Below are 13224 nucleotides of genomic sequence, written 5' to 3' on the forward strand. Positions count from 1 at the left end.
GTTAGCGATGAGATATTGTGGAAGTTGTCACTGCAAGGCAATAGTGTTTGAGTTTGAAAGCGATGAAATCAAAAACGCTTTGCAATGTAATTGCTCTATCTGCATTCGTAAAAATGCGATTATGTCAGCACAGTACTATGAGAGAAGTCAGTTTACCTTATTGGCCGGCGAAGATAATCTTAGCGTGTATCATTGGGGCGACAACGATGTAAATCACTATTTTTGCAAAAATTGTGGTATCTATCCTTTTCATGACTCGATTTACGAACCTGGTCGATACCGAATCAATTTAGGCTGTGTCGACAGTTTAAGTTCTAGAGATTTATCAGTAGTTTTTTTTGATGGTAAAAATAAACTCTAAAATAAACAGTATCTATTTCTAAACGATTCAATTAATAGCCTTTGTCAGAGAGGTCTGTCCAGTAATCGTTAATCCTAATCCACGACGTTAAATCTTGTAACGTTAATTTTACCATTTCACACTTTCCAAGCTTGCTCGGCTGATACTAGGTCTTTAGAATGATAGCTGACCCTATCAATTTGACTATTTTAATAATAAGAGTAATCCATGAAAAAACTATTACTAATCGCGGCGGCGATGGGCATCAATGTTGCCATTGCTAATGAGGGAATGTGGCAGCCTCATCAACTTCCTGAAATCTCAAAGGATCTTAAAAAAGCAGGGCTTAAACTCAACGCTAAAGATCTCACTAATTTAACTGGCTTCCCGATGGGAGCAATTGTTAGCTTGGGCGGTTGCACAGCATCATTTGTTTCTGATAAAGGGCTTGTGGTTACCAATCACCACTGCGCTTACGGTTCGATTGTTCATAATTCTACTAAAGAAAATAATATTCTTGAGAATGGGTTTTTAGCCAAAGAATTTAAAGATGAAGTTCAAGCGTCGCCTGGCTCGCGTGTTTACGTTACTGAAGATATTGTCAAAGTCACTAAACAAGTTAAATCCGGTATTACTGACAACATGACAGGCACTGAGCGATATCAGCATATCGATAAGATTCAAAAGCAGTTAGTTGCTGAGTGTGAGTCTAATAAAGATTTTCGCTGTTCTGTGGTTAATTTCCATGGTGGTCTAGAGTATTACTTGTTTAAACAATTAATGATTCGTGATGTTCGTTTGGTCCATGCGCCTCCAAGAAATGTTGGTAAGTACGGCGGCGATATTGATAATTGGATGTGGCCACGTCATACCGGTGACTACGCATTTTATCGTGCTTATGTTGGTAAAGACGGCAAACCCGCGGATTATAGTGAAAGTAATGTACCTTACCAGCCAAAGCACCACCTTAAAGTCAATGCTGAGAGTGTATCAGATGGTGATTATGTGATGGTCATTGGCTATCCCGGTCGAACTAACCGTTACCGAACTGCGAACGAAGTTAAAAATACTTTTACTGAGAGTTATGCGTTAACCAAAGAGTTAATGGGATCGTTAATTAAGTCGATTAAGGATAACTCCGAAGAAGGTAGCAACGAGCGTATTGGTTATGAAAGCTTAATTGCCGGACTAGCTAACTACGAGAAAAATCGCGGTAGCATGATGGAGAGCTACTACAAAGGAACCACCCAGCAACGTAAATCTGCTTTAGATAAGTCGCTAAGAGATTGGGTAAACGAAAGTAAATCTCGCAAAAATAAATACAGTAGCGCGATCAATGAACTTGATGAATTGGTTAAAGAGGGTCATGCGAATTATCAACGAGACACAATCTTAAGTTTCGCTGGTGTTTCTAGCATGCTAAGCGCTTCTGAGCGTTTATATCGGTTAGCACTGGAAAAGCAAAAACCTGATATGGAAAGGGAACGTGGTTATCAAGAGCGAGATATGACACGCTTTACTCAGTCGATGAAGGCGATAAGTAAACGCTATTATGCGCCGGTTGATCAGGCTATGTTAATGAATTTGATGAGTCGTTATGCAAAGCTTCCGGCTGAACAACGTAACAAAGACTTAGATCGCTTCTTTAATATCGACGATGGTTATAGTGAATCACGGTTGGATAAGAAACTTTCTAGCATGTATGCAAAAACTCAATTGGGTGATGAAGAAAAACGGTTAGCCTGGATGGAAAAAACTGTTGCTGACTTTGAAAAGAGTGAAGACCCATTCATTCAATATGCAGTAAAAACTTATAAAGCCCGTAAAGCTTTAGAAGATGCTGAGAAAGATCTTTCTGGTAAACTGAACGCCGTTCGTCCTAAATATATGGAAGCAATTATCGCTTACAACAAAGCGAAAGGTCTGCCTATTTATGCCGACGCAAACAGTACGTTGCGAGTCACATTTGGTAATGTGAAAGGATATTCGCCAAAAGATGGTATGTATGCTGTTCCATTTACCCGATTAGAGGGGTTATTAGAAAAAGAGACCGGTGAATGGCCGTTCAAGTCGCCGCAGAAAATTTTAGACCTGGTTAAGAAAAAGCAATATGGCGATTACTATAAAAAAGAAATTGACTCTGTTCCGGTTAACTATTTAAGTACTTTGGATATTACCGGTGGTAATTCTGGTTCACCTACCTTGAACAATAAAGCTGAACTTGTCGGATTGGTTTTCGATGGGGTATACGAAAGTATCATTGGTGATTGGGATTATGATCCTCAGCTCAATCGCGCAATTCATGTTGATTCACGTTACATGTTGTGGATGATGGAATACGTTGATGGTGCAACCAATCTTATCGAAGAAATGGATATCGTTCGTTAGTATTTACTAGCGTAATAATATTTATTCTAAATCCTTGGGCTGGAGCAAATCGCTCCAGCTTACTAGCTTCTAGTCAATTTATTCCATTCATATAAGAAAATAATAATTCGTAATATCGACTGTGAGGAAACAGTGAAAACCAAATATTTATTGGGGCTTTTTGTATTACTAATCTTTACTTCGTTTGTTGCTGCGGATACAGTAAATCCTACTGAAAAAAGTAAAACGATAAAAAGCCAACAAGCTATCCAGGGAGGTAAGTCTAAGTTGGAAGCTTTTAGCGAACCAAATCGCGATTCGTTGCTACCAGAAGCTGAAGCTGTTAAAGGGATGAATTGTAGTCTAGCTTCATCAAAAGTTGACCCAAAACTGCTCAGTTTTATTAAAGAGAATGCGCCTCGAATTCAAAAAGATAACCTGCAACTTACCAATGGCTATGTGTCAATTTTTGGTGGTGATATTGAAATCGGCGCCGAGGAAGTTTTAATTTGGGATCGAAGTGTTGAAAAGCCGACGAATTTTTTTGGTATACGAAAAGAGCCAGGCGGTGAAATTATATTTAGAAAAATATTTATTAGCGCGGTTAATTCAAAATGGGTATGTTTTGAAAATGAAATGGCGCTGACAATCAAAGAAAAAGAGTAAAGCCAAAAAAAAATGTTTAACTTGCTAAACTCTAGTTCGTGTATGGTGAGTAGCTTGACAATTTAAACCGTTAAAAATGGTTTAGTCGAGTTTAAAAAAGAAGGATAGTTAACGTAACAAAAATTAGGAAAGCAGATGAAAGCTAGTGCTTGAAGCAAACTGAGTAAAGAAACTTCTACTTTGATTTTGGGTGGCAAGAGTCGATTTTGTGGTTATCGTTATCTTTTCTATTTATGATAGGGGGATGTCCAGTATTTTATAGATTATCCATACATTATTAATTGTTTGTTAATCTGTCTATAATTTATATTCTGAAAATGGAGTTTCCCTCTAGGTTATCGAATTTCAGCTTAAATGGAGGAACAAGCAATTCCTAGGGAAGATTAAACTTAGCACAGCGATTGGCAGAGCGGGACAAGTAAACAGCAAAGGAGAAGTTCATTTGAGTTTAGTTGAGTATTCCAAGTTAGCAATATCAATAAACCTATCGACTGATACCGAGTCACTCGAACGGGTACTTCAACGATATATTCGCTCTCACCTGATCCATAATATCGACTAAATCTAAACTATTTTGCCAGCTCCACATGTTACTTTGAAGTTTTTTCTGTACCAAACATCGATGAACTTCATCAATTTGATAGTTAAATCCGTTTCCATCAAATGGTATTTCAATGTTTTTTTGTTCTCCTTTCGCATTTTCTAAAATCATATTACTGGGGGTGTTGAACTTATCACTTATGTGGATTGCACATCCAGTACAACTGTAGATGTGAGCTTTAGCACCGCCGTTAAAATGAAAGGACGAAAAAATATTTGCTCTTGCGTCATCCTTAAACTTTAACAACGCTTGTAAAGTTCTATCGACACCTTGTTCATTCAGCAAGGCATCTGCTTTAATCTGGGTCGGCTTCCCAAGTAATAAATAGCAGAGAAAAATTGGATAAATGCCAATATCGAGTAAGCTGCCGCCAGCCAATGCGGGATTATTGTAGCGGTGTCCTGGCGGATACTCTGTTTTAAAGGCAAAGTTGCTGTCAATAAAAGCGATTTTACCAAAGGTATCTGTGTTGACTTGTTCAATAAGCTTTTCAATGTGTGGTAAGAAGCGCGTCCACAGTGCTTCCATTAGAAAGCAGTTATGAGTCTTAGCTGCTTCAATTATCTCTGAAACTTGCTTGTGGTTAACCGCAAGTGGCTTCTCGCAAAGAACGGCTTTACCATTGGTTAGGCAATCGACCGTCAGTTGACAATGCGCATGATGGGGTGTGGCGATATAAACCGCATCTACATCAGAGTCGAGTAACTCATTAAGTTGGTTAGTTGCTATCGGTATATTGTATTGTCGCGCAAAACGTTGTGCACTTTCGAGGTTAGTGGAGACAACGCCTTGTAAACTCGCTTGTGGCAAGAATTTAAGCGCCTCAACAAATTTATGAGCAATTGCTCCCGGTCCGATAATTCCCCAATTGAAGATTTTGTTCATAGCGATAGCTTTGGTCGGGTTTTAATTGATTAAATATTAAACCCACGAATTAGTCCAGGATCTTGAACTATTGGAGCCAAGGCAAATAATGAAGCGATCGAACTTAAAACTCAAGAAAGAGTTGGATTTTTAGCGGGCGATTGGGTGGTGGCTTGTTGTAACTATAGATAACAAAGGATGGCGTTGAAAAACGCTTTAGTAGCGATTATCTAGGGTTTGACCGTCAAGTCGCAAAGATTCTACGGCTAGCCACATGACTTGAGGTTAGAAACTTTACTTGAGGTTAGCGACTTTACTTGAGGTTAGTAACCAAGAAGAATTAGCGTTTCGACGCTCCTGGCGTAACCGTCTATCTAAGCCAAAGTTTTTGAGCATAACTTCAACGCGTTGATTTTGATGTCCCCGTCGGCGCTCATTTCTGCGTTCTTCACCCATATAGACGCTGTGTATTTCGTCCTGGTGACTCGCATTTTCCCTTATTTTCTGGTTATTTTTCGGCGCCTCGAAGCGAATAATTCGTTCCTTCATAAGGCATCTGCTCCCTAATTTTCCACTTAACATGCTTAAACACTAAATGTGAACTGTGTCACATTTAGTATTTGTGGTGATTATAGAGGTAATCTGACGAAGAGCAAAGTAATTATTTACTTAGCTATTGCGCGTTTTCAATCTAAAGGGAATTTATCGCCAAAAAGAGGTAATTTGATATAGGGATGAGATAATTGAACTTGGATCAGATATTTCTCACAGAATTATCGGCAAAAGTAGGTAAAAAAGCTCAGTTGTGTATGCTAACTTACCGAAATTGCTCAAGGAAGAAGAGTTCAATCAATGGATATCTCAATCAATAACATTGCTTCGTTTTGCCGCGATGTTGATTCAATTCAATCTGCTCAAGCACTTTGTCAATTCGCCTGCGAATCAGTTGTTGATAGTTTGCATCTTGAAGACTATGTGATTTACTTGCGTGATTCAGATAATTATCTAGTCCAAGTGGCTGCACATGGTAAGAAGCTCTGTCCTGATGAAGGGATTGTATCGCCTTTAAGATTAGCCGAAGGGCAAGGAATTGTGGGAAGTGCGGCACGCAAAGTGAGTAACCAGTTAGTTTCTGATACTTCGCAAGCGTCAAATTACATCGTAGATGACGAGCATCGTCTCTCTGAATTAGCTGTACCCATTCGTTTTCAAGGCGAAGCGATAGGTGTAATGGACTCAGAGCATCCCGAAGCGAATTTCTTTAAACAAGAGCACGAATGGTTTATGGAGAGTATATCGAGCATTATCGCCCCGCGGATTTCTCAAAGCCTCAAGTCCCCCGACAATCCCAAAAACGAGATCCATCCAACATCGATTACCACTTCGGAAAATTATGAACACGAGTGTGTTCATGCGAGGTTGGAGCGATCACAGTTCTATTTCCATTTAAATGGAATTATAAAAAGCTATCATAAGCCGCAGCAGTGGAATGAGAGCTTTTTAAGCCAATGCAAAATCTTGGATGCTACCGCTAACAACCCACTAGCAAGAATTACCTACTTAAAGAGTTTGATTAACGATACCGTTAAGCAAATGAAAGATCATAAAAAAACAAGTATCTGGGCTGACTTACTTGCTCATCGATATATTCATGATAAGGTTCCTCAAACACAACTCGCAGACTATTATAATATGGGATTTAGTACTTTTCGTCGTCATCAATCGCAAGCATTGGAACATCTCATTTCACAGCTTTGGCTTAGAGAAGAAAGTCTCTAAACTTGCGACAACTAAAATCGTCGCTATAGGCCTAATAGTTCACCGAATTAATAGTCGTGGTGTTGTTTAGGCTTAATCATTACAGTATTTATTGAGTAAACTTATGTACTACAATTTTCTTGTTACTGTATTCAAACTCTGGAAATAACTTTTAAAACGTTAACGATTCGATACTTAATCGATACCTCTTCATCAAGTCCAATGAGCACTTTGTGAGCACTTTTAGAGAGCTTTTTTAACAGTTTCTCGGTCTAACTTTCTGTAAGATTAGATTTTAATCAAGGTTATTAACTGACAAAGTCGTCAGTTAGATCGCTCGGATGCTGATACACCATCTAAGGGAAAAGTTCTAATGCGCTCGTTTATTCCATTTCCAAAGGTTTCACAATTTGTCTTTTCACAAATTATCTTTGTGCTTAGTAAATCAATAGCGAAGTTATGTCATAAAAACTTACGACAAAAGGAACTACTTCGACGATTCAGCATAGCGATAAACATGTTACTTGTGGCGTGCTTGTTTAATGTTAGCAACGCTAATGCGTATCCACAAAGTGAAATTCGAAAAATACGAGCGCCGTCGAATACGCCAATAAAAATGTTCTTGGGATATGACTCTCGAAGTGGAATGATAAAAGAACAATGCGTAAACGGTTTTTCTCAACGAGTTAAAGGCTCTAACGAAAATTCAAGTAATACTTTTAAAATGGTCAGCTCTCTTAATGAAGTTACTCGAGACAGTGCCTATGATGTAAATGTCAAAGCTTCAATTAACTTTGGTGTTGGTAAGGTTTCAGCAGCCTATGATACAAGTTTTGAGGAAAAATTAAGAAGTAAGCTTAACTCTAAGTCCGCTTATGCCAGATACTCAGATATGGCGGCTCCAACCTTTATTGATCCGTCAAAAAATTTACTTCTAAATGATAAAGGGGCTGCCGCATATGAGGCCGTTGTTAGAGGACGAATCAACAAATTTGTTAAAGACTGCGGCGACTCATTGATCATTGGAATACAAAAAGGTCGCGAGTTTAGGGGAGTTGGTACGTTCTCAGCAAGTTCGACTTATAAGGGTAAGAAACGTGAGCATAACATCAATCTTGCCGTTAAGTATATGCGTTCTAAATTAGAAGGGGGAGTCAGTCTTAGTAATCAAGAATCGAGTAAGGCGGAAGAACTGAATATATCCATTATCTATTCAGCTTCAGGTGATGCTCGAATTTCAGGAGCCTCGAGTTTAAAGGAGCTAAAGCAAGCGTTTAAAAAGTTCTCAAGACGACCATTAAGAGAAACTCAATCAATCCAATACCTATACGTAATACCCTATCGCGACATAATTGATAATTTTGATTTTAATGGACACTTGTCTAAGTCTCAGTTGAGACAAATTAATCAGATAATCGATGGGGTCGGTGTACTCCAGAGTATAAGGAATATTGTAAGTGATGAGTTTAAGAACGGCTCAAGTAGAGAGAATATTTCCAAGCGAGAATCGGAACAGGTATTAACCGCATTAGACCGAGAGTTATCTTATGTATCTGGTACTTTAGCGAGAGCAAAAGGGTGTCCAAATAATCAAGCCTTGTCGTGCAAGAATCTTCAAAAACGATTTCAGTTTTTTCCAGATGCGGAATCCAAAATATGGAGAAAAGCGTTTCTATCCAATTTATATCGAACCAAGGCGGTTTGCCCTTCTGGATTTGTTATCACATCACCTAAAGGTGTCCAAAAGTGTAAGCCATGCAAGTTAGGCAAAGAGCCTGTATTTTTGAACAATAACGAAGGACGCTGTCGTTACCTCGCAGAACCCAAGAGCAAACCTAATGCAAAACGACTATTTGCAGAAGACCTTATTATATCGGGAGCTAGTGGTGGAGCCGATAGTGGCAATTACATTGATATATTTCCTGACTTTTGTGTGAAACGGGATCAAGGATGTGGTGAAAAAGCCGCAACAAAATTATGTAAAGCTAAAGGCTTGGGTAACTCGATAGCTTGGTCTAAATGGCGTTTAGGCGCATCTAATCAGAACAACAAAATGCGCTATCGAACACAATATGCCAATGGTAAAAATTGTAGCGAAAACCAACAAGGTTTTTCACAACGAAAATGTCGAACATTTCAATATATTGATTGCGAACAAAGTTGAACGAATCATTGATACGAGGAATCGAGATGAACTACGCGAAAATAACTTACCTTGTTTGCTTTATGCTAATGAGTTTTACAATCAAAGCAAACTCTTGGAACTGTCATGCTAGTATGTTTGTATTAGATTGTTTTAGGTCTCATAAGACCGAGCTATTGGAGATTCACTTACAGCAACTCAACGAGGTAGCCATAGCCATCAAGCGGCAAATAGATAACCCCGGTACGTACTATCCAATTGATCATGTCAGTGTAATCGGTCACTCTGCAATGTTTAATGCCAACTTACCCAATGCAGAAAAAGCACTTGAGAGAGCAAACAATGTAAAAACTGAATTACAGAAAGCGTTACGCAGACATGATGTGAATAATGTGAAAGTAACCGTAGGAGGAATGAGTGTTAACGAGCCTATTATTGACAATAGAAACCAACATAATAGAAGCTTAAATCGGCGAGTCGAAATATTTCCTCGATCACTAGCTGTATTTCGAAAAGGTAACAAAGGATTAAAACTTTATTCGAACCAGCTTTATCGAAACACCGAGACACTCGTTATTAAAGGAGCGACCTGCCGTTCCGATTATAACGCAAGACAAGTCTGTCTAGAGCGGATGAGTTTCCAACCAGGAGAGCTGATTGGCGCGATCTGTTTGCCATTAAAAACTCACTGCATTATAGGAAGGGGAAGAAAGTAGCATGGGTAAAAAAGTTATAAACTTGATTGCAATAAATGCAGTCACTTATTTAATTCTTTCCATCACCAATATAAGTGCGAATCCTCAAGAAAATATGGTTAGTGTTTATGCTAAAGCATGCTTCAAAAAGCTAGAGATAAAGCCTCGAGACTTGCCAAAATATTTGGACTGCAAAGATGGAGATAGAATAGATTCGTTTGAGAATGGCATAAAAACCTCTAAGTCAAGCTGTGATAAAAATAAGCCGGGAGATTGTGTTTATCCTCAGTCATGTGACATGAAAGACTGGTTGCATGGAAAATGCTATGGTAACACTTATTTAACCGTCAATGATAAAGTTGGTGCAAATGAAGATGTTACAATGGCTTTGATGTGCCGTCATGTGGAAGAAAACACTAACCATTCGAAGCGATTTGACGATATCGCAATGATTCTTCACAACCGAAAAAATGGCGAGACCTGCTGGTTTCAAACCTTACCTGGAAACGGTAAAGCAATTAACGGCTCGAAAGTCCCGAGGCCGACTAACTTAGGCTCGCTAAGATTCTGGCTATCACCAAAAGATACAAAAGATATTAACTGCATTGAGTGCCATGATAGCGGTCCATTCATTGTTAGCCCATGGTTAGCCCAAGCAAAAAGTGCTGAGAAATTAAAAGACACTAAAGCGATAGGTAAAAAAGTTTCTAAGTATCTAAACTCTACGGCACCTTTTGACGATTGGCCTTCGCCTCAGTTTATAACGGTCGGTGCCAGCCATTTATCCAAAAAGAAAGATTCATGTACTAATTGTCATAATATTGGAACAATTGCGAAGAAAGAGTGGCCAAGTTATCGTGCTGAGTTCAGAGGTACCTGCAGTATGTTTATTGATAGATCGCACAGTGAGGACAATAGAATATTTGATGTAGCGAAGAATCGCTTCGAGCACTTTATGCCTCCTGTATCTTTTAGTAAAGCATTTGATGGCAAGTACTCAGAGAGCGAATGGCATACCAATGTCGGGGAACATGTCGAAGCATTAAAACGTTGCTGCAATAAATTTACTAGGAACAAAAACTATCAAGATCCGACTGGAGAATGTCGATTAGAGTGATATTGAATAAATAGATGTGATGTGAATCTATATGATAGGATTATTGACAGGAAGTATTTTTTGGCTTCTTTAGTATAAAAAACATAAAATGATGTGAAAAATCCTAACTAAACAATACTATGAAGCTAGTTGTTATCGATTGCAGTAGTAGCAAAGTACCGGAAATTATAAAAATTCTAGAAAAATTAGATTGCCAGGTTAAGTGCATTAATTTTGAGTATGCTAACAATCATGAGTTTAGCCAATTTGATGCGATGGTGATTTCCGGTGGGCCTCGGTTATTTACCGATCAAGGTCAGATTGAGGCGCTCACCCACTGTTTCGAATTTATCAACCATGTGAGCTGTCCCATTTTAGGTATTTGCTTAGGACATCAAGCACTAGGCTTAGCTAGTGATGCTGAGGTCTATCGAGATACCGAGAGGCGACAGTCTGAAATTATTGATGTTACCCACCGACATCCATTGGTTAAGCAAATGGGTGAAAGCTTTGAAATGTCGACCGATCATTGTGAGGGAATTACATTACCAGCGGACTATCAGTTAATTGCGAAGTCAAACTTTTATCCGGTCGAAGTAATGGCTAATGATAAGTTGAAGCGTTTTGGTGTTCAGTTTCATCCTGAGGTTTCAGGGACCGCCGGAGAACAAATATTTAAAAACTTTCTCCAGCTGGTTAATGCCTAATTACTTTATTAGCTCATAACAGGGAATGTACTGGGTGCCAGGAAGTTTCATTCGCTGCTGCTCAACAAATCCACACAGTAACTTATCAAGCGGTTTCATGATAGATTGATCCCCATCAATTTTGTATGGACCGTGTTTTTCAATCGCTCGAATTCCACTTTCTTTAACATTACCTGCCACAATTGCGGAAAAAGCCCGTCGTAAGTTAGCGGCTAATTCATGAGCTGGTAGATTCGATGATAAATTAAGCGCTGCGACATTCTCATGGGTCGGCTCAAATGGCTTTTGAAAATCTTCATGAATTTTTAACATCCAGTTAAAGTAAAAAGCATCATGGTGCTCAATGCGGTAAGCCATGACGTCTTTAACACCTTGTGCCATAATTTGTGCGACTTGCTCAGGATCGTCTATCACAATTTTATATTTCTGTTGTGCTTCAAAGCCTAAAGTATCGTTGATAAAGTCATGAAGTACTCGAAAGTATTCCTCGGCGCACTTCGGTCCAGTGAGTACCAATGGAAATGGTAATTCTTTGTTTTCTGGAGCGAGGAGAATGCCCAGTAAGTATAAGAACTCTTCAGCGGTACCTGCACCGCCCGGAAATATAGTAATTCCATGACCGACTCGTACAAATGCTTCCAATCGTTTTTCAATATCAGGAAGAATAACCAATTCATTCACAATAGGGTTTGGCGCTTCAGCAGCGATAATTCCTGGCTCGGTTAAACCTAAGAATCGAGAATTGGTAATCTTTTGTTTTGCATGGGCAATGGTTGCACCTTTCATGGGACCTTTCATCACACCCGGCCCACAGCCGGTACAAATATCTAAACCGCGTAGTCCCATTGAATGACCAACTTCCTTGGTGTACTGATATTCTTCCTCTGGGATTGAATGTCCACCCCAGCAAACAACCATATTAGGGGGCTCACCGGCATTCAGTACATCCGCGTTTCTCAATAAATGAAAAACATGATCGGTGATTCCGGCTGATGAATTTAAGTCAATTCGAGTGCTTCGCTTTTCAGCCTCCGAATAAACAATATCGCGCATAGCGCTGAATAACATTTCACGACTTGAAGCAATCATTACGCCATCAACAAACGCATTGGCCGGTGCGTTTATTAAGTTAAGGCGCATTCCGCGATCTTGTTGGATGATTTCAATCTCGAAATCGGGGTAAGCTTCCATTATATCTTTTGCATTATCGCTATCAGAGCCGGTGTTTAAAATAGCAAGTGCGCATTGACGGAATAATGCATAAAGGCCGTTCTCGCCAACCTTTTTTAATTTTTCAACTTCGATTTGCGAGAGGATTTCAAGACTGCCTTTCGGCGTGACGGATGCGTTAATTTTTTGAACTTCTTTCATAAATACCTATTATTTTGATCCTTTTCGATCTAATGATGGAATTCATTAGATGACGTTTTGACAACGTTTTCCTGCCACTAATTATAGACCAATGCCAGGTATGATAGTTGCCCTTGGTTAACACGGTTTTACAATCTTAGCGGTTTCTCAAATTTTTAATCTCAATTCAAGATGTGATTTGAGTGCGGTGTCAAAGCCTTATTTCCGTAGCGTCATAATGGTGCAGTATCTAAAAATCGTAATTATTGCTCTGTTATAACTAAAAGTTAGATGGGCGTGTTGTAAAGTGATTATTGCTAAGTCATTCCTTATCTAAGTCTATGTAAAATATACATAAAAAATTAAATTTGCGAATTAATAAATTAATAATAAATGGTTTTTCAGTGATTTTTTGCGCACCGAACTAGGATAATCGAAAAAAAGTTATTTGTAATTGTTAAAAAGCCTTGCTATTAATTCGCAAAAGCCAGCACAAAAGCGTTTGGTTCATTTAGTTAAGAGTTTAGATAAAGAGTTAACAACTGAAGCAATGAAAAACTTATTACTCAACATTCTCGTCCTCGTCGTGGTGATTATCGTCTCTCCGCGGGGGGAACCTATTGTCTGAGTAAACTCA

11 protein-coding genes are annotated in these 13224 nt (G+C 38.9%); 8 read left to right on the top strand and 3 right to left on the bottom strand.

The annotated features are described in order from the left end of the window. Positions 1–7: 7 nt before the first annotated feature. The 3 genes from FLL45_RS13900 (at position 8) to FLL45_RS13910 (ending at position 3373) form a co-directional block, all read left to right on the top strand. Positions 8–361, top strand: a complete 354-nt coding sequence (locus FLL45_RS13900; protein WP_142942658.1) for a GFA family protein — start codon at positions 8–10, stop codon at positions 359–361. A 207-nt stretch (positions 362–568) separates the two neighbouring features. Continuing rightward, a complete protein-coding gene (locus FLL45_RS13905; RefSeq protein WP_142942659.1) occupies positions 569–2728 on the top strand; it encodes a S46 family peptidase in 2160 nt (719 codons plus the stop codon). A gap of 132 nt (positions 2729–2860) precedes the next feature. Next, positions 2861–3373 carry a hypothetical protein gene (locus FLL45_RS13910; protein WP_142942660.1) on the top strand — a complete coding sequence of 171 codons (513 nt, stop codon included), beginning with the start codon at positions 2861–2863 and terminating at the stop codon, positions 3371–3373. A 502-nt stretch (positions 3374–3875) separates the two neighbouring features. Here FLL45_RS13910 and FLL45_RS13915 read toward each other — a convergent pair. Beyond that, the gene (locus FLL45_RS13915) at positions 3876–4859 is read right to left on the bottom strand and encodes a Gfo/Idh/MocA family protein (RefSeq protein ID WP_142942661.1); all 984 of its coding nucleotides are present in this window, start codon (positions 4857–4859) and stop codon (positions 3876–3878) included. 273 nt (positions 4860–5132) lie between these two features. Then, positions 5133–5387 (bottom strand): hypothetical protein, encoded by a 255-nt coding sequence (locus FLL45_RS13920; RefSeq protein WP_142942662.1) that lies wholly within the window; start codon positions 5385–5387, stop codon positions 5133–5135. 303 nt (positions 5388–5690) lie between these two features. Between FLL45_RS13920 and FLL45_RS13925 the strand changes: the two genes are divergently transcribed. The 5 genes from FLL45_RS13925 (at position 5691) to FLL45_RS13945 (ending at position 11237) form a co-directional block, all read left to right on the top strand. Beyond that, positions 5691–6617 carry a GAF domain-containing protein gene (locus FLL45_RS13925; protein ID WP_142942663.1) on the top strand — a complete coding sequence of 309 codons (927 nt, stop codon included), beginning with the start codon at positions 5691–5693 and terminating at the stop codon, positions 6615–6617. A 352-nt stretch (positions 6618–6969) separates the two neighbouring features. Further along, positions 6970–8760 carry a hypothetical protein gene (locus FLL45_RS13930; RefSeq protein WP_142942664.1) on the top strand — a complete coding sequence of 597 codons (1791 nt, stop codon included), beginning with the start codon at positions 6970–6972 and terminating at the stop codon, positions 8758–8760. A gap of 26 nt (positions 8761–8786) precedes the next feature. Further along, positions 8787–9455 carry an OmpA family protein gene (locus FLL45_RS13935; RefSeq protein ID WP_142942665.1) on the top strand — a complete coding sequence of 223 codons (669 nt, stop codon included), beginning with the start codon at positions 8787–8789 and terminating at the stop codon, positions 9453–9455. Between the two features lies 1 nt (position 9456). Further along, entirely contained in the window at positions 9457–10551 is a 1095-nt protein-coding gene (locus FLL45_RS13940) for a hypothetical protein (RefSeq protein WP_142942666.1), read from the top strand. Between the two features lie 119 nt (positions 10552–10670). Next, entirely contained in the window at positions 10671–11237 is a 567-nt protein-coding gene (locus tag FLL45_RS13945; RefSeq protein ID WP_142942667.1) for a glutamine amidotransferase-related protein, read from the top strand. Here the strand turns inward: FLL45_RS13945 and ppnN are convergent, their stop codons facing one another. Then, a complete protein-coding gene (ppnN, locus tag FLL45_RS13950) occupies positions 11238–12608 on the bottom strand; it encodes a nucleotide 5'-monophosphate nucleosidase PpnN (protein WP_142942668.1) in 1371 nt (456 codons plus the stop codon). It lies immediately after the preceding gene. Between the last annotated feature and the right edge of the window lie 616 nt (positions 12609–13224).

It is taken from the genome of Aliikangiella marina (assembly GCF_007004765.1).
Taxonomy (GTDB): Bacteria; Pseudomonadota; Gammaproteobacteria; order Enterobacterales; family Kangiellaceae; genus Aliikangiella; species Aliikangiella marina.

Bases quoted from the DNA above. Each gene is read 5' to 3' on its own strand.
- FLL45_RS13900 (WP_142942658.1), top strand. From the start codon at position 8: ATGAGATATTGTGGAAGTTGTCACTGCAAGGCAATAGTGTTTGAGTTT.
- FLL45_RS13905 (WP_142942659.1), top strand. From the start codon at position 569: ATGAAAAAACTATTACTAATCGCGGCGGCGATGGGCATCAATGTTGCC.
- FLL45_RS13915 (WP_142942661.1), bottom strand. From the start codon at position 4,859: ATGAACAAAATCTTCAATTGGGGAATTATCGGACCGGGAGCAATTGCT.
- FLL45_RS13920 (WP_142942662.1), bottom strand. From the start codon at position 5,387: ATGAAGGAACGAATTATTCGCTTCGAGGCGCCGAAAAATAACCAGAAA.
- FLL45_RS13925 (WP_142942663.1), top strand. From the start codon at position 5,691: ATGGATATCTCAATCAATAACATTGCTTCGTTTTGCCGCGATGTTGAT.
- FLL45_RS13930 (WP_142942664.1), top strand. From the start codon at position 6,970: ATGCGCTCGTTTATTCCATTTCCAAAGGTTTCACAATTTGTCTTTTCA.
- FLL45_RS13935 (WP_142942665.1), top strand. From the start codon at position 8,787: ATGAACTACGCGAAAATAACTTACCTTGTTTGCTTTATGCTAATGAGT.
- FLL45_RS13940 (WP_142942666.1), top strand. From the start codon at position 9,457: ATGGGTAAAAAAGTTATAAACTTGATTGCAATAAATGCAGTCACTTAT.
- FLL45_RS13945 (WP_142942667.1), top strand. From the start codon at position 10,671: ATGAAGCTAGTTGTTATCGATTGCAGTAGTAGCAAAGTACCGGAAATT.
- ppnN (WP_142942668.1), bottom strand. From the start codon at position 12,608: ATGAAAGAAGTTCAAAAAATTAACGCATCCGTCACGCCGAAAGGCAGT.